Source organism: Rossellomorea aquimaris TF-12 (assembly GCF_001648555.1).
Lineage (GTDB): Bacteria > Bacillota > Bacilli > Bacillales > Bacillaceae_B > Rossellomorea > Rossellomorea aquimaris.
In genome coordinates, this window is record NZ_LQXM01000029.1 from 600149 (window position 1) to 624744 (window position 24596).

A 24596-nucleotide genomic window follows, 5' to 3' on the forward strand; every position below is an offset into this window, starting at 1 on the left:
TCAATCTCCACTTTAACTGGCATACCTTCCTCTTGCATCTTAAAAATTAGGAATAACCAGCCTTTATAGAAGATTGAACAAAGCTATTTATTATATGTATCCTATTGAATAAGTTAAAAGAATTATTCATGCACTTAATTTTAGAAAACAGAAAGGAACTGACCCGGGTTGGCAATAGAGAAATCACCAGTGGGACAGTCCCTCGTTACATTGTATAGATTCAATGTCGAACAATCAATTGTTTTTTTTAGTGTCACCCTGCCAATAGATTATTTTTGGGGTTCTTCTTTATAATCACAATTTACACATTGAATTTGGTTTCCTTTTTTAAGCTTTTTCTCAACCAGTAATTCAGTACATTTTGGACAACGTCTTTCAATCGGTTTATCCCACGATAGGAAATCACATTCAGGGTATTGATCACAACCATAGAAAATCCGTTTTTTCTTGCTTTTTCTTTCGATGATATTTCCTTTTTCACATTTCGGACATTTTACCCCAATTTCTTTCACAATCGGTTTTGTATTTCGACAGTCAGGGAAATTACTGCATGCCATGAACTTACCATAACGGCCCATTTTATAAACCATTGCATGACCGCACTCTTCACAATCTTCACCTGCTGGTTCATCTCTAATTTCTATTTTTTCCATTTCATTTTCTGCTTTTTCTAAATGTTTTTCAAAGTCCAGGTAAAATTTCTCTATGATTTTTTCCCACTTCACATTGCCTTCTTCAATATCATCGAGGCTTCTTTCCATATTCACTGTAAATTCTACATCGATAATATCAGGGAAAAATTCTCTGACTAATTCTAAAACAATTTCCCCTAGTTCAGTAGGAATGAATCTTTTATTATCTAACGTAACATATCCTCTACGTTGAATTGTATCAAGTGTAGGTGCGTAAGTAGATGGTCTACCTATCCCTAGTTCTTCCAAGGTTTTGACTAATCTTGCTTCTGTATATCTTGGAGGAGGCTGTGTGAAATGTTGATTGGATTCAATAGATTCACTTTTGACTTTATCTTTTTCCACTAGTGCTGGTAGAAATTTATCCTTTTCTTCCTTCTGGTCGTCTGATCCTTCGACATACACTTTCATAAATCCCGGGAACTTTACCTTTGACCCCGTCGCTCTAAACATAACAGATCCATTTACGATATCAACGCTCATTGTATCCATTACTGCTGGTGACATTTCACTAGCGACAAATCGTTCCCAAATCAATTTGTATAATCGATACTGATCTCTGGATAGAAACTCCTTCACTGATGAAGGATCCCTTAAAGTACTAGTAGGACGAATCGCTTCATGTGCATCCTGAGATTTTTGTTGTTTCTTTTCTTTTCTTTCAGTTTGCTTAACGAACTCTTTTCCGTATTTGTTTTGAATATAGTCGTTAGCTTCGTTTTTTGCAACTTCAGAAATTCGGGTGGAATCCGTTCTCATATAGGTAATGAAACCAACGGTTCCTTGCTTACCCATTTCAATTCCTTCATATAATTGCTGAGCCAACATCATCGTTTTCTTGGCTCTAAAATTCAGTTTTCTTGCTGCCTCTTGTTGAAGTGAAGAAGTTGTAAATGGTGGTGCAGGATTACGTTTTCTTTCTTTTTTTGTCACCTTATCAATTTCGAATGCTTTCCCTTTGACTTGGCTGAGGACATTCTTAACATCAGCTTCGGTTTTTAATTCGACTTTCTTTCCGTCTATTCCATAAAAGGATGCCTGAAATGTCTCTTTTCCTTTTGTAAACTCAGCTTCTATTGACCAATATTCTTCTGGAATAAAGCTTTTTATCTCATTTTCTCTATCAATAATCAAACGTACAGCAACTGATTGTACTCGTCCTGCACTTAAGCCTTTCTTTACCTTTTTCCATAGAAGGGGACTAATATTGTATCCGACTAATCGGTCTAGAATCCTCCTGGCTTGTTGAGCATCTACTAGATCCATATTAATGGCCCTTGGATGCTTAAAAGATTCTTTTATAGCATCTTTTGTAATTTCATTGAATACTACACGGCATTCTGAAGCAGTGTCCATGTCTAGACTGTGGGCTAAATGCCAAGCAATAGCCTCCCCTTCTCTGTCGGGGTCAGCCGCGAGAAAGATTTTCTTTACTTTTTTGGCCGCAGTTTTTAATTCTTTTAATACGGGGCCTTTTCCACGGATAGTAATATACTTCGGTTCAAATTCATTTTCAACATCAACGCCCATTTGACTTTTTGGCAGGTCTCTAACATGACCCATCGAAGCTCGGACTTTATATTTCTTTCCTAAATAACGTTCAATTGTTTTTGCCTTTGCCGGCGATTCTACAATTACTAAATAATCTGCCATCCAATTAGCCTCCTTAAAGAGGAAAATAATCACTGTTTATTATGATACCTTGGAATGTTGTTTTGTCAAAGTACGTTCAATATAAGGAAACGTTTACACTTACATTCACATAGGTATGGAGTTGTATTCAGTGTCGAAGTACTACTCTTTCATTAATAATGATATCTCTTATATAGTTTTAGTTACCTGTTGCAAAATGTATAACAGTTTATCAATAATTGCAACCATTTTGTATAAAATACTAGGAATAATTCCAATTTCGCGCTAAAAATGGGCTTTATTACATGATTTTATATAAAATAGTGAAACTTTATACACGCAGCTCTGAAAAAATATCTTCAATTGATAAAACCATTTTTGCCCCTTCTTGAATTAACGCATTGGTTCCTTGAGATAAGTGATCAAATATAGGTCCCGGTACACACAACACATCTCTTCCTTCATTCAATGCATAATCGGCTGTAATAAATGTTCCACTTTTCTTCTCTGCTTCTGTTATGAATACTGCATTTGACAATCCACTAATAATTCGATTTCTAAATGGGAAATGCCACTTCTCTGGTTTAACATATGGAGGGTATTCAGATATAAGAAGTTGTTCTTCCTTCATCTTTTTTGCTAATGGGGCATTTTGTTTCGGATAGATGTGGTTAAAACCTCCACCCAGAACTCCAATTGTTCCACCTCCGTTATCAATCGTTAGTGTGTGAGCGATTGTATCTGCCCCTTTCGCCAAACCACTAATAATGATTACTTGTTTTTCTACAAGTTTTGGAATCAATTCCTGGAGGATTTTGGTTGTATAAAGTGTGGATTTTCTTGACCCAATTATGGCAAGTTTTTTGGAGGCTTGGAGAAGATTTTTATTACCTATATAAAAGAAGATCAGAGGTGGATCGTATACATTTTTTAATAGAAAGGGGTATTCATCATCAAGGATGGTAATCCATTTGATATTATTTTCGCTATAAATTTTCATATATTTTGCTGATGGGAAGCTGTGAAGGTCTTTAAAGAAGATTTCAGTATTCGCGGCAGTGGTTTGGAGAATGTTTTGAAGGGTTGTGGAGGAAAGGTTAAAAATGGACGGAAGATTGGAACTGGTCAGCAGCTTTTTCATTCCTCTTATCCCTATGCCACGACAATGGTGTAAATGGAATAATATTTCTCGATTGGTATTCATGTTCGCCTCCAATTAAGAGTTTAGTAGTTAAATGATAAAAGCTGAGACTGATTGCTAAGTTGCAACCAGTCTCAGGCTATTCTTAATGTGTTTTACATTTGTCAAAGATTCCTTCTTCTTTCAGAACCTTAATCAACGTATCACCCATATCAGAAGGTGTTGGAGCTACTTGCATTCCGCATTCGTTCATTACGCGGATTTTTTCATCAGCAGTTCCTTTTCCTCCTGAAATAATGGCGCCAGCATGACCCATACGTTTACCTGGAGGTGCTGTACGACCACCAATGAAGCCTACAACAGGTTTCGTCATGTTTGCTTTAACCCATTCAGCTGCTTCTTCTTCAGCTGTTCCACCGATTTCACCAATCATAATAACAGCGTATGTGTCCTCATCTTCATTAAATGCTTTAAGCACATCAATGAAATCTGTTCCATTTACAGGATCTCCACCAATTCCTACTGCAGTCGATTGCCCGATACCTGCTTGAGAAAGCTGATGAACAGCTTCATATGTTAGTGTTCCAGAACGAGAAACCACACCTACGTGACCTTTTGTGTGAATATATCCAGGCATGATTCCAATTTTACATTCATCAGGAGTTATTACGCCAGGACAATTTGGTCCAACTAGGCGTGTTTTCTTGCCTTCCATGTAACGCTTTACTTTAACCATATCTAATACAGGAATGTGTTCAGTAATACAAATTGCTAAATCCAGTTCAGCATCTACCGCTTCCATAATTGCATCCGCTGCAAATGGTGCGGGAACATATATAACTGAAGCATTTACGCCTGTAGCTTTTTTCGCTTCTTCAACTGTATTGAAAACAGGAACGCCTTCAACCTCAGTTCCACCTTTTCCAGGTGTTACACCTGCAACGATTTGTGTACCATATTCCAGCATTTGCTTCGTATGGAAAAGAGCTGTTGATCCTGTAATTCCCTGTACAACAACTTTAGTGTCCTTATTAATAAATACGCTCATAAGTCTCCCGCCTTTCTTAGCCTACTTGCTCAACGATTTTTTGTGCGCCGTCCGCCATTGATTCAGCTGCAATAATATTTAATCCAGATTTGTTTAGGATTTCTTTACCTAAATCTACATTTGTACCTTCAAGGCGAACTACAAGTGGTACTTGAAGACCGATTTGTTTAGCTGCTTCAACTACACCTGTTGCAATAACATCACATTTCATAATTCCACCAAAAATATTTACAAAAATCCCTTTAACATTTTCATCTGAAAGAATGATTTTGAATGCTTCTGTTACTTTCTCAGCCGTAGCGCCGCCCCCAACATCAAGGAAGTTAGCCGGGTCTCCGCCATAGTGCTTAACAATATCCATTGTAGCCATTGCAAGCCCTGCACCGTTAACCATACATCCGATGTTACCATCTAGAGAAATGTAGCTTAAGTCATACTTAGAAGCTTCAATTTCTTTTGCATCTTCTTCTTCAAGGTCGCGTAATCCCATTACATCTTTCTGGCGATATAGAGCGTTTGAATCGAAGTTGAATTTAGCGTCTAAAGCCATTACATCTCCGTCTCCAGTAACAACTAAAGGATTAATTTCCACAATGGAAGCATCCTTTTGCACATATACGTTGTAAAGGCCAAGCATGAACTTCGCTGCCTTCCCAACAAGTTGTTGAGGAATATTGATATTGAATGCAATTCGACGAGCTTGGAAACCTGTTAATCCAACAACTGGATCGATATACTCTTTAAAGATTTTTTCAGGCGTTTTTTCTGCAACTTCTTCAATTTCAGTTCCACCTTCTTCAGATGCCATTAAAACAACTTGGGAAGTTGCGCGGTCTAATACTAAACCAACATAATATTCTTTCTTGATATCACAGCCTTCTTCAATAAGTAAGCGCTTAACTTCCTTACCTTCTGGTCCTGTTTGGTGAGTAACTAATGTTTTACCGATTAACTCTTCTGCATATGTACGCACTTCGTCAAGGCTCTTAGCAATTTTCACACCGCCAGCTTTCCCACGACCACCTGCGTGAATTTGAGCTTTTACTACATACACGCTAGAATCTAACGTTTTCGCCGCTTCTACTGCTTCATCAGCTGTAAATGCCACTTTACCATTCGGTACGGATACCCCGTAATTTCTGAGGATTTCTTTACCTTGATATTCATGGATATTCATTTTCCATCCTCCTATCAAACTCTTCAAAAAATAGACTGCGCTTTCATTGTATAAAATGACAGTTTATATGTCTACCATTATGCTAAAAATATTATATTAATTTAAAAATTCTGAACATATTTCTTTAGTTTTCTTTACCGTGTACGCTATTTTTATATCAAATTCCAGACTAATTATTATTCTCGAAAAATATATCCGGAGTCTACTTCTACCTTTTATTTTCTGTTTGAACTATTTTTGTCAACACGGTAGACAAATGCAAAAACCTCTGCGACAGCATTATATAATTCTTCAGGAATCGATTCCTGTATATCCAGATTCCCTAAAAGAGAAACTAAGCTCTTGTCCTCTTGAATAGGTATATGGTGCTCCTTGGCTTTTGATAAGATATTCTCTGCAATGATTCCTTTTCCTTTAGCCATTACTTTGGGAGCAGAGTCACTGTGTTGATCGTAGCCTAATGCAATGGCTTCTTTTCGTACATGAGGTTTCTTCATATTTTCAGATCCACTCCTGTATATGTAGTAGAGGAATTGTCTGTAACCATTAAATTTGATAGATTTTTACGTTTATCTGGAATTTTAATATTGACGGTAGAAAGGTGGTAACCCACTTGTTCTAATCCTTGTTTCAAGCCAGGAATAAGTGGCTGGGAAACCTCTTTAATATCCTGGTTATCGTTCCAAATCGATACAGAAATGACACGATTTTGAACCTGCATATCAACTAAGGTTTCATTTAGATTGTCGAGATTCAGATAAAATAAAATACGACAAAAATCTTCATCAATCACCCCTTTTTCTTTCTCTTTTCCCATCCACTGTATAGTGATGTCTGTGTTTTTCCCAAACAAATACATTGGGAATTGTTGAATAATATTTAAAAAAGGTGAATTGTCTTGTGATTGCAATATCTGGCTATTCATCTTTAAAACCATTTTATCAGCCAGTTCTCTTACTTCAAGTAGAGGATGTTCATTACTTAATTGGAGAAGCTGCTGTTTAAGAGTGTTTTGAAAACCTGTTAAATCAGCGTTTTTATTTAATTGAGCTTCAAAATTCAGACCAAACGAACGTAACATATTTTTTAAGCTTTTCCCAAAATCCTCTCCTTTGATCAATGTAGCGAGGTCTTCATTCACTTGAAGCTGTAATTGTTGAAAGAGCTTAGCTTCATTTGAATCCGGCACTCTCCCCATCCACTTGGTTAAGAGTCTTGAGAAATTCATCTCTACTGTATTTTTTTTCGCTTCTCCAAATAGACTGAAAAGCTTTTCAGCCAAATCAATGAAAGAACTCTCACTTTTACCTTTATTGTTAACGAACTGGTCTCCCAGAATCATTGAAATAACCTTCCTAAACTGGGTTTCATTCACTTTCTCTCCGTTATTTGAATAAAGTTGAACGTCAAAATTGCTTGCATTCATTTGTAACCATTTTGAAAACGACTCTAATGTGCTTCCTGTAATATTATTGGAAGAGAACTGGTGAACAATAGCATTCGTTACTCCCTCCCTCCAAGCATTCATTGGAGCTTGTTGAGGAATAATACCAAATGATTTTAACAAATCGAAACCGGCTAATCTATTTGCAAATGTAGCCGTAGAATTTAGTAAAGTAGCCAAGCTCTTTATAGCTGTGTTTTCAGAAGCTACCCTATTCAGTGGCTGCTGAATTTTTTTTATTATTTCCAGTGCCTCTGAATCATTTGATGTTAATTTTGAGCGTAAGTCATCTAGTAAGTTTACAAAGGTATCCTTGGACTTTCCTTCCCTTAAGGACATAAACACACGATCGGATAAAGGCAAATTGTTTTTTGCCAATTCCACTAATACTTTCATTTGGTCTGTTGAACTATCTTGCTGTAAATACTTATTTGCAAAAAGAAGCATATCCTTATGTATGGGCACTTTATTTTTAATCAATTCTATCACTAAAGCCTGCATGTCTTTTCCTTTATTTGATAGAGAAAGTTGATTCAATAAATCATTGGCTATATTTTTAACTGATTCATCACTTTTAGGAACTTTGTTCTGTATTAACTGGAGACTAATCCCATTTTCTGTCTGTTTCACTTGAACCCAGTATCGTTCCCCTGCCTCCATGGGAGCTTCAAGCTTGGCAATGAACTTATGCCCTGATACAGAGACTTCGGCATTTCCTTCACCTAATAGTGTATGAACAGTAACATGAAGGACCCTACCATTTTGTAGTGTAAAGGGCTTCCCATCGATTTGAGGTGTCCTCGGTGAGCTGAATGCGCCTTTAATATGGTTCATATACCTTTTCTCCCTTATTGTTTTTGGATATGTTCCTTGACTGGTGCAAAGCTTTTGCGGTGAATAGAGGTTATACCTAATTGTTCAAGGCCAACCAAATGATCCTTTGTACCATATCCAGCGTTTTTATCAAATCCGTAGCCTGGATATTTGATAGCATATTCCTTCATCAAACGGTCTCTTGTCACTTTTGCCACAATGGAAGCCGCGGCAATCGAGATGCTCTTAGAATCACCCTTGATTATTGATTGACTGGGATAAGGAGTTTGAAGCTTCATTGCATCGATTAGGATATAATCCGGTTTGGTATCAAGGTTTGTTAGGGCTTCGTACATGGCTTTCTTAGTCGCTTCATATATATTTATACGGTCAATTTCCTCTGGTTCTATCAGCCCAACTCCAATCCCTTCTGCACCTTGTACTATCAATTCATAGTATTCTTCCCTTTTACTCTCCGATAGCTTCTTACTGTCATTTAGACCCCCTAAATAAAAGTGCTTTGGCAATACAACAGCAGCTGCTACAACTGGTCCAGCTAATGGACCTCTACCCACTTCATCAATTCCTGCGATCCTTGTAAAACCTTGTTGCCAAATGGCTTTTTCATAAACCCTTAATTTTTCAAAATTGCTTTTTTCTTTTTCTATATTTAATCTCTTTCGATCCATTTTCTCGAGTAGTTGGATGACTCCTTTTCGTTCATCCTTTTTTAACTCTTTTATAATTGGGTCATCTGCCTCAAGGTTTTCTGTTAATGCTTTAATTTCCTTAATCGTTTTATCCGTTGTCATTTAAGTGAATGCTCCTTCTATTTATATCGGTCACTACTTACATAAATAAAGAGACTGTTAAAAAGAGAATCTATACTCTTTAACAGCCTCATGTCTATTCCGTAGTACTTTCAGTATCCTCAATTGTATCAAATGTCATTGGGCCTAATTGAACGTTACGGATGTCTCTTACAATGACTTCTGAAGTTTTGTCATAATTGACTTCTCCTCCAGCCATCAAACATCCTCTTTTTTCCCCAATCAAATCAAAGCTTGAAACAACTTCTTCAGGTATTTCTTCAAGGCCATAACGATCTTTTAACCGCTCCGGGTAATATTTTTCAAGGAATCTTAATCCGTAAACGGCAATATCCTGTAAATTTAATATTGTGTCTTTAATGGCTCCTGTTAAGGCAAGTTTATATCCGACCTGAGGGTCTTCAAACTTCGGCCACAAGATTCCGGGAGTATCAAGAAGTTCCAATTCCTTGCCTACCTTAATCCATTGCTGAGCTTTTGTAACCCCAGGAGTATTTCCTGTTTTCGCTATGTTTTTCTTAGCTAACCGATTAATCAAGGTAGATTTACCAACATTGGGAATTCCTACAATCATTGCTCTAATTGCGCGTGGTCTCATTCCCCTTGATTTCATTCGATCAAACTTCTCCTTCAAAATACCTTTAGATGATTGCACGATTTCTTGAAGCCCTTTACCATCTTTTGCATTTACAGCAAGTGCCTCAATTCCCTGCTTTTCAAAATAGGATATCCACTGTTTCGTCCTTGTTGAGTCAGCCATATCAGCTTTATTCAACAACACTAGTCTGGGCTTTTGTCCGATGATTTCTTCAATCATTGGATTTCTCGAAGATAAAGGAATCCTCGCATCTACTAATTCTATCACGATGTCTACAAGCTTTAATTTTTCCGTTACTTGTCTACGGGCTTTAGCCATATGTCCAGGAAACCACTGAATCGTCATATGACCACCTCCAAACGACTTTATTTACTATTCTTTCACAAAACCAATATCTTTAACAGGCCAATAAATGACTTTTGTGTCACCAATGACTTCATCTAAAGAGACTGTCCCTATATGCCTGCTGTCTTTACTAAACCGACGATTATCACCCATTACAAAGATCTCTCCCTCAGGAACAGTTTCTTTGTCGATAATATCGTTGAGGGTGAAGTCCTCTGTAAGAGGTCCATCACTTAATTGGTCCTTATATTCTTGCAGATATTCTTCTTTCATGGCTTTACCATTTATGTATAAAGTGTCGTTCTTATACTCCACTTTATCTCCAGGAAGTCCAATGACTCTCTTAATATAGTCCTTTTCTTCTGGAGCGTGAAAAACGACAATATCGAATCGTTCCGGCTCCCCAAGCTTACTAACAATCATTCGATCTCCATTATGTAGTGTAGGCATCATAGATAAACCATCGACTACAATTGGTGCAAATAAAAAGTATCTGATTATAGCGGCTAATCCCACTGCAATTAACAGTGCTTTCATCCACTCCCACCACTCGTTTTTCTCTTTAGCCAACACACCCACCACCCAAAGTAATTTCTATCTTTTTTATTCTACTAAAAAACGTTCGATTTCTCATCAAAAAAAAGAGTAATTACTCCAATAGTCTTACTATTTATTTATTATAAATAAGGAAAAGGAGCTTGTCGCCAAGCTCCTTTTCCTAAGTTCTTATCGAATTTCTTTAATACGAGCCGCTTTACCACGTAGGTTACGTAGGTAATAAAGTTTCGCACGACGTACTTTACCACGACGAATAACTTCTAATTTAGCGATTTTTGGTGTGTGTACAGGGAAAGTACGTTCAACACCAACACCGTAAGAAATTTTACGAACAGTAAATGTTTCGCTGATACCGCCACCGCGGCGTTTGATTACTACTCCTTCGTATACCTGAATACGTTCACGAGTACCCTCAACGATGTTAACGTGTACACGTACTGTATCACCAGGACGGAAAGATGGTAGATCAGAGCGAAGTTGTTCTTTTGTAATATCTTCGATTAATTTGTGCATCTTTTTCAACTCCTTCCAACAGATGCTCTTACAAAAGCGATTGATTGCAGCGGAACATCGGGATAAATGACAAAAAGAGATAACTCTTCAAGCCACAAAGAATATAATATCATACGGGATAGTAGGATGCAATAGTCTATTTAGAGCTTTCCCATTCTTCTATCCAACTCTTTTGCTTTTCTGTAAGTGAATACTTCTCCAAAAGATCTGGTCTACGATTATATGTTCTGCGTAAACTCTCCTTCTCTCTCCACTCCTCAATCACACGGTGATTCCCTGAGATTAGTTCACTTGGAACCTTTAAACCTCTAAAATCAGCAGGACGGGTGTAATGGGGATGCTCAAGTAGTCCTGAAGAGAAAGAATCCAGGACTGGGGAGTCTGCATTCCCAAGAACTCCTGGCAGTAGTCGAACGACACTATCGATTACAACTAGTGCGCCTAATTCACCGCCAGTCAGTACAAAATCCCCTATGGAAATTTCATCTGTAACAATATGTTCTCTTATACGTTCATCATATCCCTCGTAATGACCACAAATAAATACTAAGTGATCCTCTTTAGCTAACTCCTCAGCCTTTTGTTGTGTGTATCGTTCCCCTTGGGGACACATTAAAATCACTCTTGGCTTTGTTTGATCATTCTTCAATGATTCGACTGCATCGAAGATCGGCTGAGGTTTTAACACCATTCCAGCTCCCCCGCCATAAGGATAATCATCTACTTGATTATGCTTGTTATCTGCAAATTCCCGAAAATTAACCACGTTATAAGAAACTGCCTCTTTTTCTGACGCTTTTTTCAGGATTGATTCACCAAAAATCCCATGAAACATTGTCGGAAATAAGGATAATACATCAATTTTCATCATGAAAGTAACCCTTCCATTGGCTCAATCGTGATAAGTTGATTATCTAAATCAATTTCCTTTACTATGTCTTCGATATAAGGAATTAAGTGTTCTTTTCCTCTTTCGCCCTTTACAACCCAAACATCGTTAGCTCCTGGGCTAAGGATCTCTTTAATTGTACCGATCTCTAAACCGTCATTTGTTACTACTTTACAACCAACGATTTCATGGAGATAGTACTCTCCTTCTTCTAAATCATGTAGTTGGTCTTCAGGGACTTTTAACAATCCCTCTTTAAACTTCTCTACTTGATTGATATCTTCATAACCCTCGAAGGTTAAAAGATCAAAACTTTTATGGTTTCTGTGTGTTTTTATCACTAATGGCATTGGATCCTTTTGTTTTGGTAAAAACAAATATAACGTATTGCCAACTTGATAACGTTCTTCAGGGAAGTCCGTTTTAGAAACAATTTTCAATTCTCCACGAACACCATGGGTATTCACGATTTTTCCTACATTAAACCAATTTTCCATAGTCCACCTCTAACTCTTAACGTATTTCTTTAACCTTACCATCCTCAATCACAATCGTTTTCGACAAAGTTTCTTCATCCCAATTGTCACCAACTTGAATGTCCATCATACCTTGAACTTCTTTTTCTTTCAATTCACTTCCGATGGGTAAAATATTCATTTGATCCATCTGAAATTCTATTAACTTTATCTTCTCAGCTCTTTCATTTAATTCTCTTTCAAAACGCTGAGTTAGTTTTTGAGAAGGATATTTTTTTGCGCGTTCTATCTTTTTCATTTCAAATTGTAACTGATCACATTCTTGTGATAGTTGCAACTTTTGATTTTCGTATTTCTTCATCAACGAGTCTTTGCTTTTTTCCGTTAGGACCTGCTTTATGGTAATAGTATGTATGATATTCAATATCCTGCTTCCTCCTTTTTTCACCCCTTCTGCTGTTTGTTCTCGAAGGGTGACCACTAAAGGGAGTTATGGATTTTCAACTATAAAAAAAGGGACTGACTTCGTAAGGCTATGTATTAACCTTTATGGGTCAGTCCCCTTATCTTCATTAGAGAATATTACACGGAATCAATAAAGATGTCCGTGTATAGTGGGAAAATTAATATTCTCTCACTCCACAATCTCTAAAAAGATTTTCTTCTGTTGTGAAGATCCTGCTGCAGCGTATACCACAGTTCGAATCGATTTAGCTACACGCCCTTGCTTCCCAATGACCTTCCCCATGTCTTCGGGGTGAACAGATAACTTGTAAGTTAAACCGTTCGCTCCCTCATCAATGCTGATTTGTACAGAGTCTGGATGGTCGACTAAGGGTTTCACAATCGTTAGAATAAGATCTTTCATCGATTTAATCGATTACTTACTGTTCTTAGCATTGTGGAATCTTTCCATAATGCCTTGTTTTGAGAATAGGTTACGAACTGTGTCAGATGGTTTTGCACCATTTGATAACCATTTAAGAGCTAATTCTTCATCGATTTTCACTTCAGCTGGTTTAGCAACCGGGTTGTATGTTCCAACTGTTTCGATTTGACGTCCATCACGTGGTGAACGAGAATCTGCAACTACGATACGATAGAAAGGAGATTTTTTTGCTCCCATACGTTTTAATCTGATTTTTACTGCCATTATTAAAGCACCTCCGAATAGTTTCACACAAGTTAGTATAATATCAAATGTGTATTTTGTTTGTAAAGTGTTTTTTCTTAACAGTTCAATTTTTTTTAAGAAAAATTGAACAAATTGCTTACATAAATGGGAATTTCATCCCTTTTTTCTTACCTTTTCCTTGCATGCCGCTCATTTGTTTCATCATTTTTTTCATGTCTTCGAATTGCTTAAGGAGACGATTCACTTCTTGAATGGATGTTCCGCTTCCTTTTGCAATTCTTTTACGGCGGCCAGCGTTGATCGTTTCAGGATGGCTTTTTTCGTTTTTTGTCATTGATTGAATAATCGCTTCAACATGACTAATTTGCTTGTCGTCCACTTGAAGCTTATCTAAACCTTTCATTTTGTTTGCTCCAGGTAACATTTTCAATAGATCATCAAGTGGACCCATTTGTCTCACTTGACCTAACTGTTCCAGGAAGTCATCAAATGTAAAGGACATAGTTCGCATCTTTTGTTCGAGCTCTTTTGCTTTTTCTTCATCAACATTTGCTTGAGCCTTCTCGATAAGGGACAATACGTCACCCATACCAAGAATTCTAGAAGCCATTCGCTCAGGATGGAAAGCTTCTAATGCATCCATCTTCTCACCCATACCAACAAATTTAATCGGCTTTTCTGTTACTGAACGGATTGATAAAGCTGCCCCTCCTCGAGTATCTCCATCGAGTTTTGTTAAAACAACACCTGAAATGCCAAGCGCCTCATTAAAGCTTTGAGCAACATTAACAGCATCTTGCCCTGTCATGGCATCAACAACAAGGAAAATTTCATCTGGATTTGAGAGTTCTTTGATTTCTTTTAACTCTCCCATTAAATTTTCATCAATGTGAAGTCGACCTGCTGTATCAATTAGAACGTAATCGTGATGTTCTTCCTTCGCCTTTTCGATTGCTTGTTTTGCAATTTCAACCGGACTTACTTGATCACCAAGAGAGAACACAGGTAAGCTTAATTGCTTCCCTATTGTTTCCAGTTGATTAATGGCTGCCGGACGATAGATATCAGCAGCTACCAATAGTGGTTTGCGATTATGCTTCTTTCTAAGTAAGTTAGCAAGTTTACCGGTGGTTGTCGTTTTACCTGCACCTTGTAGTCCCACCATCATAATGACAGTTGGAGGACGTTTAGCAACAGCAATTTGACTCTGTTCGCCACCCATTAATTCAGTAAGCTCTTCTTGAACGACCTTGATCACTTGTTGTCCTGGAGTTAAACTCTTCATGACTTCCTGACCAACGGCTCTTTCACTTACCTTCTTAACAAATTGCTTTACCACTTTAAAATTAACGTCTGCCTCTAAAAGAGCTAAACGAACTTCACGCATCATTTCTTTAACATCCGCTTCGCTAATCTTTCCTTTACCGCGGATTTTCTGTATTGTACCTTGCAGTCGGTCGGCTAATCCTTCAAATGCCATTCATGCCGCCTCCTAATCCAATATTTCAAGAGCATCAATAAGTTTAAAGCAATGAGAAGAATCACCTGAAGGCTCTTCTATACTTTTTCTTAGTTGATCTAGTATCTCGTTACGTTCTTGAAATTTCTTAAATAATAAAAGCTTTTCTTCGTACTCCTCTAGCATTGCCTCTGTTCGTTTAATGTTGTCGTAAACTGCTTGCCTACTTACATTATACTCCTGAGCAATTTCTCCTAAAGAGAAATCGTCCAAATAGTAGAGGGACATATAACTTCTTTGTTTTGGAGTTAACAAAGATTGATAAAAATCATAGAGATAGTTCATTCTGGTTGTTTTCTCCAGCACTTATATCCCTCCTTGTTAAGTGAAAAACCTTTACATATGAAGAATACAGATTTTAAGCTCATTTGTCAAGAATACATAGGATTTTTCTTCATTTTTTTCTTTTGCAATTACTTCTTCTTACTCTACATTTTTCATGAAGCAAATATACAAAAAGAGTAACCTACAAGGAATCACTCTTATTCTACTCATCGCTTTCATCATTTCTTTAGCAATGAGCAAATCGAAAGTGATTCACATCAAGGTTACTCCATCTATCATCTTATTCTTCTTCTCTGTCGACTAAATTCGAAAACAGACCATATACATACTTTTCTGCATCAAAGGGTTGAAGGTCATCCATCTTCTCACCTAATCCAACAAATTTAACCGGTATTTCAAGTTCATTTCGGATCGCCAGGACAATTCCACCTTTGGCTGTACCGTCTAATTTGGTTAACACAATACCAGATACATCGGTAGCGTCCTTGAAAGTCTTTGCTTGAATCATGGCATTTTGACCCGTTGTTGCGTCAAGAACAAGTAAAACCTCATGAGGGGCACCTGGTATTTCTCTCTCAATGACTCGCTTTACTTTTTCTAATTCTTTCATAAGATTTACTTTGTTTTGAAGTCGTCCAGCTGTATCACAAATAAGGATATCTGCTTTTTTTGCTTTTGCTGATTGTACAGCATCATACATAACCGCAGCAGGATCACTTCCTGCTGCTTGTTTGATTACCGGTACTCCTACACGGTCACCCCAAACCTCAAGCTGTTCAATTGCACCTGCACGAAACGTATCCCCTGCTGCTAAGACAACATTCTTACCTTCTTGCTTAAACATATGAGCAATTTTACCGATGGTTGTTGTTTTTCCAACTCCGTTTACGCCTACAAATAGTAATACCGTTAATTGATCATTTTGAATGTTTAAGGTGCTGTCTTCTTGTTTATCTCCATTGTAAATCTCCACAAGTTTCTCAGAAATGACGGATTGAACATCTTCTGTATCCTGAATGTTGCGGCGTTTCACCTCAAGCTTTAATTCATCAATTAATTGCATAACAGTATCGAAGCCAACATCGGCTCCAATTAAAATTTCTTCTAATTCTTCAAAGAATTCTTCATCTACTTTTCGATATCTGGCAACAAGGTCATTTACCTTTGAGGAAAAATTATTCCTTGTTTTACTTAAACCATCTTTAAATTTTTCCGTTACATTATCACTTGATTGAGTGAATTTATCTTTAAGTTTTTTGAAAAAACTCATTTCTTACACCTCACTAGTTATGTTTCGAGTAATTCATGTGTTTCTTGTAGTCTTACGGATACTAATTTAGAGACACCAGACTCTTGCATTGTAACGCCATACAGAACGTGAGCTTCTTCCATCGTTCCCTTTCTATGGGTAATGACAATAAACTGGGTATCATGACTGAATCTCTTCAAGTATTGGCTAAACCTCTGTACATTGGCTTCATCTAGTGCTGCTTCCACTTCATCAAGTATACAAAATGGAACAGGACGTATTTTCAAAATAGAGAAAAGCAGTGCGATAGCAGTCAAAGCCCTTTCTCCACCAGACATCAGACCAAGGTTTTGCAATTTCTTTCCGGGTGGTTGGGCAACAATGTCGACACCTGTATGAAGTAAGTCTGAAGGGTCCGTTAATTTTAATTCAGCTCGTCCTCCACCAAACAGTGCTTTAAACACATCCTCAAATTCCAACTGAATGGCTGAGAAAGTCTGATCAAATCGTTTGATCATCTCTGTATCCATTTCATTGATAACTTGATATAGGGTGTCTTTGGCTTCTGTTAAATCTGTTTTTTGTTCTAATAAAAACTCATAACGTTCCTTTACTCTTTCGTATTCATCAATGGAACCAAGGTTAACCGTTCCTAATTCCTCTAGGGCTAACTTAACAAGTTTCACTTTCTTTCTCGCTTCTTCAACCTCTATTGAAAGAGGATAGTCTTCTTTCGCCGCTTCAAACGAAAGCATATATTCTTCTCTTAAATGGTTCAAGCGATTCTCAAGCTCTACATCAAGTCGGTTGATTTTCACTTCTTCATCTTTGAGAGCATTTGCCAGACCTTTATATTGCCGTTTCATTTCTTTAAGCTCTAGCTCTTCGCCTTCTACGCTACTTTGAAGATTTAATCGCTCTTCTCTTCGCAATGAAATCAGTTTTGTTGTTTCAACCTTTTGTTTCCCACACTCTTCTGCTTTTATTCCTAATTGTGCTTCTCCTGAGAAGTTATCCTTCATCTCAGTTTGCAACCACTGTAAATCTTCTTCTAAGGTGCTTTTCTGTTTTTCAGTCTCTTGAATCGATTGGGAAACTCTTTCAACCTGTTGTCGACTATTCACTAGTTGCTCATTGCGAGCGGCCAGACTAGCTTTAATGTCACTAATATCGTCCGATAATGCATCCTTTGATGTTCTGTCACTATTCTTTTGTTCCGTTAATTCTTTGATTTTTATATCTAACTCTCTTATCTCTGTTTCAATATTTTTCAAAGAAGATTTTAAATCTTTAGAACGATTGTCATGCTTATTCCTCATAGAAGTAAAGTCTTTTTTTTCTAAATCATATAATGAAAGTCTTTCGTCCATATTTTTTTGTGATAATTCATTTTCCCTTCGCTGGGATTGTAAATCTTGTTCTTTCAGACGCAAACGCTCACCCGTTACTCTCATTTCTTCTAGCTTTTTTTCACGAAAGTTACTTTCTTCTTTTAACGATTTCACTTGTGACTGAAGCTGGTCTGTTTGAGTTTCCATTGAAGCGAGCTTTTCTTTCATTTCTTCCAGTTCACCTTTTCTAGAAAGAAGAGAGGTTTTTTTCTGTTTAACAGTTCCTCCAGACATAGATCCACCTGGGTTTACTACATCTCCCTCAAGTGTGACAAGTCGAAAGCGATATTGAACTAGTCTTGCGATGTCATTTGCCCCTTTGAGGTCTTTAGTGATAATCACATTTCCTACTAAATTAGAAATAATCATTTGATAACGTGTATCATATTCGACAAGATCTGAACCTACCCCAACAAAAGATGGGTGTTCTTTAAGCACCTGCATTTGCCCAGCAGGTATAGATTTACCTTTCATCACGCTCATCGGAAGGAAGGTAGCTCGACCAAATTGATTTTTCTTTAAGTAGGCTATTGCTTTTCTTCCATCCTCTTCAGTTTCAACAACAATATGTTGCATGGAAGCAGCAAGAGCTGTTTCCATAGCCGTTTCGTATTGTTTTGGTACAGTAATTAATTCAGCAACAGCACCTTGAATACCGCTTAATTTACCGTCTCTTTCTTTTAAAACTTCTTTTACACCTTGGAAAAAACCTGTATAATCATCTTCCATCTCTTCAAGCATTTCTTTACGGCTCTTCGCTTGTTGTAAATATTGAAATGCTTGATACAATGTTTTTTCCCTATTTTCATAATTCTTTTTTACCGAATCTAATTTTCGTTGTTCTTCACGATATAAGAAAAGGTGCTCATCTATTTTTTCTTTTTGACCATTTAATTCCTCAAGCAGTACTTTGTGATTTTTTTGTAATTCAACTCTTTCTAGAACATATTTTTCATTTTCAGCTTCAAGGCGTCCACTTCGACTAGATTGTTGTTCTAGCTGTTGTTCTAGGTATTGTATCTCGTTTTTTGCAGTTGCTTGCTGATTCAGCTTCTCAATATAATCACTTTTTAAAGATTCAATAACGTCTTCAAGGTTCTCGTTGAAATGCTTTAATTGATTCTGCTTCTTAATCAAGACATTTTTTAAGTCCTTAACTTCTTGATCGATTTTAGCGAATACCTCTGTTGCCTCTTGTTTTTCCGAAGACAGCTGTATCAATCGACTTTTCAATTCATGTATGGATTGCTTTAGCTGAGATTCATTGGAAGAAGAATTTCTCTTTCTTTCGGCTAAAACCTGTTTTCTACCTTCTAATTTTTCAAGCTCTTCACTGGTTGAGAGCAAAACCTCTTGGAGATCTGTAATGGACTCGTCCAATGCAGAAATCTTGTCTCGAGTTTGGGTGAGGGTAGCTTCCTTTTTTTGAATCCGGGAAGAGAGGGCTAATTCTTCCCTCCCATGCTCCTCAAACTCCTTACTTAAATTTTCCCATTCCTTATGTAAATCCTCAATATCATGGACTGTTAAAGCCACTTCAAATTTTTCAAGCTCTTCTTTTTTCTCTAAATAATCCCTTGCCATTGAAGCTTGAATCTTTAAGGGCTCTACCTGTCCTTCTAGCTCATAGAGAATATCATTTACTCGATTTAAATTTTCTTGTGTTTCAAATAACTTATTTTCAGCTTTCTTTTTTCTCGTTTTGTATTTAAGAACTCCTGCAGCTTCTTCGAAAATAGTTCTTCTTTCTTCAGGCTTACTGTTAAGGATTTCTTCCACTTTTCCTTGACTGATAATAGAAAAAGCTTCTTTACCTAACCCGGAATCCATAAATAATTCAATAATGTCTTTGAGACGACATGGTTGTTTGTTTAGTAAATATTCGCTATCTCCGGAGCGATACACTCTCCGAGTAACACTTATTTCACTATAATCAATTGGTAACGCTCCATCGTCATTGTCAAGAACAAGGGTTACCTCAGCAATGTTAAGTGCTTTTCTCGAGTCACTTCCAGCAAAGATAACATCCTCCATTTTCGCACCACGTAAACTTTTAGCAGACTGTTCTCCTAAAACCCAACGGATAGCGTCAATAATATTACTCTTTCCGCTTCCATTTGGACCGACAACAGCCGTTACTCCAGGAACAAAGTCCACAGATATTCTTTCTGCAAAAGATTTAAACCCCATTACTTCCAGTTGTTTGAGGAACATCTTCTTTCCCCCTATTAAGCGTCTAGCTTCTGTTTTAACTTCTCAAGTGCTTTTTGTGCTGCCTGTTGTTCAGCCTCTTTCTTTGAACGGCCATTGCCAACACCAAGTTCATCATTATTCAAACTTACTCGTGAAATAAATTGACGATTGTGAGCAGGTCCGCTCTCTTCTAAGATGCTGTATTCAATCATCCCTGCACTACCACGTTGTACTAACTCTTGCAGCTGACTTTTATAATCCATCACATGAGAAAAAGCACCGACATTGATTTTTGGATAGACAACTTTTTCAAGAATTGAAACCACAGTATCTAATCCCTGGTCAAGATATACTGCCCCTATAAAAGCCTCAAATACATCAGCTAATAGAGCCGGTCTTTCTCGCCCTCCTGTCATTTCTTCTCCTTTACCTAAAAGAATAAGTTCTCCAAATTTCATTTCAGTAGAAAACTTGACTAAGGAAGGTTCACATACAATAGCAGCTCTTAGCTTTGTTAATTCCCCTTCACTCATCATTGGATATTTTTTATAAAGGAATTGAGAAACCGTCAATTCTAATACAGCGTCTCCAAGAAATTCCAGGCGTTCGTTGTCTTCATATGGCTTTCGACGATGCTCATTCACATAAGATGAATGTGTAAAAGCTTGTTTTAATAATTTTTCTTCGTGAAAATGAATACCGATTTCATCTTGAAATCGTTTAAACTTCAATTCATTTTTATGCTTGATTATTCCTTTGTTTTTACTCTGCTTACGCATAAGGCACTCCACCTTGCTCTATATGTTCTCAAATATTCACTTATCAAGTTTATGCTAAAAAAAACATTTACGCAAAAGTTTCTTTATAGGATTTATGAACTTCACATCTTATCTGTAAAACGTAATCATAACATAGATAAATAAAAACAAAACAATTGGCGTAATAACACAAATAAACTTGATAGAGATGAGATCTCTACCAAGTTTGTCATGTCTTGAATTAAAGTTTTATGATGAAAACTCAATTCAAAAGAGCTTTGAATTCAGTCCAACGATTAAGCGTTTGCTTTTATGTAGTTCACAGCATCACCTACTGTGCCGATTTTTTCAGCATCATCGTCAGAAATCTCCATGTCAAATTCATCTTCAAGTTCCATTACTAGCTCAACTACATCAAGGGAGTCAGCACCTAAATCTTCTTTGAAAGAAGCTTCAAGCTTTACTTGAGATTCATCTACACCTAGACGATCAACAATAATTTTAGTTACACGATCTAAAACCTCTGCCATTTTTGTCACCTCCCCTCAAAGTATTATAGTGCATTTTAGTCTGTTATGAAAAGACCTTACCTAAAAAGGGTTGAAATTTTTAGGCCTTGTCCTTTATTACATCACCATTCCTCCGTCTATATGAAGGGTTTGACCTGTCATATATGAGGAAGAATCAGAGGCAATAAATGTTACCACTTTTGCAATATCCTTTGGATCACCAAAACGATTTAGCGGTATTTGCTTAAGCATTTCACTACGAACATCTTCAGGAAGTTGTTCTGTCATGTCTGTGGAAATAAATCCAGGGGCAATAGCATTAACTGTAATTCCACGTGGAGCCAGTTCCTTTGCGGTTGTTTTTGTTAAACCTATTACACCTGATTTAGCTGCTACATAATTGGCTTGTCCAGGGTTACCACTTACTCCAACGATAGAAGAGATGTTGATGATTCGTCCACCTCTTTGCTTCATCATTGGACGTGTTACGGCTTTTGTACAAAGGAATACTCCCTTTAAGTTAATGTTAATGACATCGTCCCATTCATTTTCCTTCATTCTCATTAATAAATTATCTTTTGTTATGCCAGCATTATTAACTAGAATATCTACTGTACCAAACTGGGTAATGGTTTCTTTCACCATGTTTTGTACCGAATCACTATCAGAAACATTACATTGAATGGCCACAGCTTCTCTTCCAAGACTTTTAATCTCGTCAACCGTTTCATTTGCCTTTGCTTCACTTCCAGCATAATTCACAACTACATTACAACCTTCGCGTGCTAATTCAAGGGCAATTTCTTTACCGATCCCTCTTGACGCTCCTGTTACCAAAGCTACTTTGCCTTCTAAATGCATTTAAGCTTCCTCCTTTAACTTACTAATCGTTTCTAACAAGGATGCTTCATCTTGAATAGAATATGTTTTTACTCGTCTATTCACTTTCTTCACTAAGCCAGACAAGACTTTACCTGGACCAATTTCAATAAAAGTATCTACACCTAAGTTTAATAGTTTTTCCACTGAATCTTCCCATAACACCGGGGAGTACAACTGTTCAATTAACAGACGCTTTATCTCTTCATTTCCAGTAACAGGCTCAGCATTTACGTTTGCTATGACAGGAACTGAAGCATCCTGAATCGTAATAGAATCTAATACAGATACAAAATGATTTGCGGCTGGCTTCATTAAGTCTGAATGGAATGGTCCGCTTACTTGGAGAGGAATAACCCTTTTAGCTCCTTTTTGCTTCGCAACTTCTGAAGCAAGCTCAACTCCTTTTACCGTACCGGAAATAACAATTTGACCTGGGCAATTCAGGTTGGCTAACCCAACGGAATGCCCTTCCAAGGAAATGGTCTCAGTAAGTTCTTTTAAAGAGTCTCTATCCATTCCGAGAACAGCCGCCATTGTCCCTTCTCCACTAGGAACCGCTTCTTCCATTAATTCTCCCCGTTTACGTACAGCATAAACAGCATCCTCAAAACTAATTGCTCCAGAAGCAACGAGTGCAGAATATTCTCCTAGACTATGACCAGCAGTATAGTCTGGAGAAAAACCCTCAGCTTTTAACCGTTCAAAAATACTCACACTTGTTGTCAATAGTGCCGGCTGAGCATTGATTGTCTGTGTTAATGTTTCTTGTGGACCTTCAAAAATAATCGAGGAAAGATTCATTCCCAAACGCTGATCAGCTTTAGAATAAAAGGCTTGAACATCTTGATATTTATCAGCAAGATCTTTCCCCATGCCAACTGATTGAGACCCTTGTCCCGGAAAAACAAATGCAATTTTACTCATTTTCTTCTCCACTCCCTTTTACAGCTTCTTTAATTGTCTTTGAGACATCATGCTTCACCATTTCTCTAGCCTGTCTCATCGCATTATAGAAAGCAACTTCATTGGAAGAACCGTGTGCTTTTATAACAGGAGCTTTTAATCCAAATAATCCGGCTCCTCCGTATTCTGTATAGTCCATCATATTTTTCATTTCTTTTAAATCATTTTTTACTAGTCCAGCGGCAATTTTATTTTTCACAGATGACGTTAATGTTTTTTTCAACATAGAAAAAATCGACATAGCTGTCCCTTCAATCGTCTTTAATACCATATTTCCAGTAAATCCATCTGTCACAATGACATCCGCAGGACCTTCCAATAAATCGCGGGATTCAACGTTACCTACAAAATGTATAGGGGCGTCCTTTAACAATTCGAAGGATTTTTTTGCGAGTTCATTTCCCTTTTTGTCTTCAGTTCCTATATTTAAGAGACCGACCTTAGGATTCGTGATCCCTCTAACCTTTTCAGCATAAATACTCCCCATAATTGCGTATTGCAGGAGGTGTTCAGGCTTCGCGTCTACGTTTGCACCTAAATCCAGCATTAGGAATCCTTTTCCGTCCAACGTTGGTAGAGTAGGAGCTAATGCCGGGCGTTCAATTCCTTCAATTCTGCCAACAATAAATAAACCTGATGCCATGAGCGCCCCAGTATTTCCAGCAGAGATACACGCATCTGCCTTTCCATCTTTAACAGCTTGAGCCATTAACACCATAGAAGCATTTTTCTTTCTCTTAACGGCTCTGACAGGTTCGTCGGTTCCTTCTATCTTCTCTTCTGTATGAACAATAGATAATCGTTCAACCGGGCTTATCCATTGTTTCATTTGAGTTTCATCACCATATAATATAACTTCTATGTCTTTAAATTCATCTAATGCACGCTTTACACCAAGAACAATCTCTTTAGGAGCATGATCTCCGCCCATTGCATCAACCGCTAATCTCATCTATGTCTCATCCTTTGCAGATTTTTTAGAGCGATACATTTCAAATTCACCTGTAAAAACAAGTTCACCACTTACAGAGCTTTGAACTTCAACGATGGTTCGGTCTTTGTGTTCTTCTATATGTACCACTTTAGCTTTTGCCACAACTCTTTCACCTTCTTTAACGGGACGAGTAAATCGAATGGTCGACTTAGCCGTTAAAGCTAATTCGTCATTAATGACTGCAACAGCCAGGGAGTTCGCTTGAGCAAATAAGTGATGCCCTCTGGCAATTCGATTTCTAACAAAAACATGTTCTGTTTTTACATCAAAGATTGAAATGGCACTTTGATCCAGCTCTATATCTACGATCTCACCAATTACTTCCTCAATTGGTAATGATTTAACCTCGTCTTCAAAAGACTTTTCAGCAACATTCTTTATTCTTTCCCTTAATTCAGGAATAGATAATTCCATGCGATCTAAACGAATCGTTTGTACACTTACTCCAAATCGTTCAGCTAGTTCTTCATCCGTAATAAACGGATTTTCTTTGATGGTTTCTTTCAGATTTCCTTGTCTTTCTTTTTTTGATAATCTCATTTATATACACCGTCCAGTATTA

General features: G+C 37.3%; 25 protein-coding genes. All 25 read right to left on the reverse strand.

Going from position 1 to position 24596, the window contains the following annotated elements; genetic code table 11:
• Positions 1-269: 269 nt before the first annotated feature.
• The 25 genes from topA to fapR all read right to left on the reverse strand — a co-directional run bounded on the left by topA (position 270) and on the right by fapR (position 24574).
• The gene (gene topA / locus IQI_RS16535) at positions 270-2345 is read right to left on the reverse strand and encodes a type I DNA topoisomerase (protein WP_064093723.1); all 2076 of its coding nucleotides are present in this window, start codon (positions 2343-2345) and stop codon (positions 270-272) included.
• 310 nt (positions 2346-2655) lie between these two features.
• On the reverse strand, positions 2656-3528 hold the full coding sequence (dprA, locus tag IQI_RS16540) for a DNA-processing protein DprA (protein ID WP_064093724.1): 873 nt from the start codon (positions 3526-3528) through the stop codon (positions 2656-2658).
• A gap of 82 nt (positions 3529-3610) precedes the next feature.
• A complete protein-coding gene (gene sucD, locus IQI_RS16545) occupies positions 3611-4513 on the reverse strand; it encodes a succinate--CoA ligase subunit alpha (RefSeq protein WP_064093725.1) in 903 nt (300 codons plus the stop codon).
• A 16-nt stretch (positions 4514-4529) separates the two neighbouring features.
• On the reverse strand, positions 4530-5690 hold the full coding sequence (gene sucC / locus IQI_RS16550) for an ADP-forming succinate--CoA ligase subunit beta (protein WP_064093726.1): 1161 nt from the start codon (positions 5688-5690) through the stop codon (positions 4530-4532).
• 215 nt (positions 5691-5905) lie between these two features.
• Positions 5906-6187: an EscU/YscU/HrcU family type III secretion system export apparatus switch protein gene (locus tag IQI_RS16555; protein WP_064093727.1), complete on the reverse strand. Its 282-nt coding sequence runs from the start codon at positions 6185-6187 to the stop codon at positions 5906-5908.
• Positions 6184-7968 (reverse strand): hypothetical protein, encoded by a 1785-nt coding sequence (locus IQI_RS16560; RefSeq protein ID WP_064093728.1) that lies wholly within the window; start codon positions 7966-7968, stop codon positions 6184-6186. Before IQI_RS16560 ends, IQI_RS16555 begins: the two co-directional genes overlap by 4 nt.
• Positions 7969-7982: 14 nt before the next feature.
• Complete coding sequence (locus tag IQI_RS16565) at positions 7983-8759, reverse strand: ribonuclease HII (protein ID WP_064093729.1); 777 nt, start codon at positions 8757-8759, stop codon at positions 7983-7985.
• 94 nt (positions 8760-8853) lie between these two features.
• Complete coding sequence (gene ylqF, locus IQI_RS16570; protein WP_064093730.1) at positions 8854-9720, reverse strand: ribosome biogenesis GTPase YlqF; 867 nt, start codon at positions 9718-9720, stop codon at positions 8854-8856.
• A 27-nt stretch (positions 9721-9747) separates the two neighbouring features.
• On the reverse strand, positions 9748-10290 hold the full coding sequence (lepB, locus tag IQI_RS16575; RefSeq protein ID WP_064093731.1) for a signal peptidase I: 543 nt from the start codon (positions 10288-10290) through the stop codon (positions 9748-9750).
• A 156-nt stretch (positions 10291-10446) separates the two neighbouring features.
• Positions 10447-10791 (reverse strand): 50S ribosomal protein L19, encoded by a 345-nt coding sequence (gene rplS / locus IQI_RS16580; protein WP_032088854.1) that lies wholly within the window; start codon positions 10789-10791, stop codon positions 10447-10449.
• A gap of 136 nt (positions 10792-10927) precedes the next feature.
• Entirely contained in the window at positions 10928-11659 is a 732-nt protein-coding gene (gene trmD / locus IQI_RS16585; RefSeq protein WP_197489769.1) for a tRNA (guanosine(37)-N1)-methyltransferase TrmD, read from the reverse strand.
• Entirely contained in the window at positions 11659-12177 is a 519-nt protein-coding gene (gene rimM / locus IQI_RS16590) for a ribosome maturation factor RimM (RefSeq protein WP_064093733.1), read from the reverse strand. Before rimM ends, trmD begins: the two co-directional genes overlap by 1 nt.
• A 16-nt stretch (positions 12178-12193) precedes the next feature.
• Positions 12194-12580 (reverse strand): YlqD family protein, encoded by a 387-nt coding sequence (locus tag IQI_RS16595; RefSeq protein ID WP_064093734.1) that lies wholly within the window; start codon positions 12578-12580, stop codon positions 12194-12196.
• A gap of 210 nt (positions 12581-12790) precedes the next feature.
• Positions 12791-13024 (reverse strand): KH domain-containing protein, encoded by a 234-nt coding sequence (locus tag IQI_RS16600; protein ID WP_064093735.1) that lies wholly within the window; start codon positions 13022-13024, stop codon positions 12791-12793.
• A 12-nt stretch (positions 13025-13036) separates the two neighbouring features.
• Positions 13037-13309, reverse strand: a complete 273-nt coding sequence (gene rpsP / locus IQI_RS16605) for a 30S ribosomal protein S16 (protein ID WP_064093736.1) — start codon at positions 13307-13309, stop codon at positions 13037-13039.
• A 118-nt stretch (positions 13310-13427) separates the two neighbouring features.
• On the reverse strand, positions 13428-14771 hold the full coding sequence (ffh, locus tag IQI_RS16610; protein WP_064093737.1) for a signal recognition particle protein: 1344 nt from the start codon (positions 14769-14771) through the stop codon (positions 13428-13430).
• 12 nt (positions 14772-14783) lie between these two features.
• Positions 14784-15116: a putative DNA-binding protein gene (locus tag IQI_RS16615; protein WP_064093738.1), complete on the reverse strand. Its 333-nt coding sequence runs from the start codon at positions 15114-15116 to the stop codon at positions 14784-14786.
• Between the two features lie 259 nt (positions 15117-15375).
• Positions 15376-16365 (reverse strand): signal recognition particle-docking protein FtsY, encoded by a 990-nt coding sequence (gene ftsY, locus IQI_RS16620; protein WP_064093739.1) that lies wholly within the window; start codon positions 16363-16365, stop codon positions 15376-15378.
• Between the two features lie 17 nt (positions 16366-16382).
• Positions 16383-19949 (reverse strand): chromosome segregation protein SMC, encoded by a 3567-nt coding sequence (gene smc, locus IQI_RS16625; protein ID WP_064093740.1) that lies wholly within the window; start codon positions 19947-19949, stop codon positions 16383-16385.
• Between the two features lie 14 nt (positions 19950-19963).
• A complete protein-coding gene (gene rnc / locus IQI_RS16630; protein WP_064093741.1) occupies positions 19964-20707 on the reverse strand; it encodes a ribonuclease III in 744 nt (247 codons plus the stop codon).
• A gap of 275 nt (positions 20708-20982) precedes the next feature.
• The gene (gene acpP / locus IQI_RS16635) at positions 20983-21216 is read right to left on the reverse strand and encodes an acyl carrier protein (protein ID WP_064093742.1); all 234 of its coding nucleotides are present in this window, start codon (positions 21214-21216) and stop codon (positions 20983-20985) included.
• Positions 21217-21312: 96 nt separating this feature from the next.
• Complete coding sequence (gene fabG / locus IQI_RS16640; protein WP_064093743.1) at positions 21313-22056, reverse strand: 3-oxoacyl-[acyl-carrier-protein] reductase; 744 nt, start codon at positions 22054-22056, stop codon at positions 21313-21315.
• Complete coding sequence (fabD, locus tag IQI_RS16645) at positions 22057-23001, reverse strand: ACP S-malonyltransferase (protein WP_064093744.1); 945 nt, start codon at positions 22999-23001, stop codon at positions 22057-22059.
• Positions 22994-23992, reverse strand: coding sequence for a phosphate acyltransferase PlsX (gene plsX / locus IQI_RS16650; RefSeq protein ID WP_064093745.1), 999 nt, complete (start codon positions 23990-23992; stop codon positions 22994-22996). The genes fabD and plsX overlap by 8 nt, the downstream gene beginning before the upstream one ends.
• Positions 23993-24574, reverse strand: coding sequence for a transcription factor FapR (gene fapR / locus IQI_RS16655; protein WP_064093746.1), 582 nt, complete (start codon positions 24572-24574; stop codon positions 23993-23995).
• Between the last annotated feature and the right edge of the window lie 22 nt (positions 24575-24596).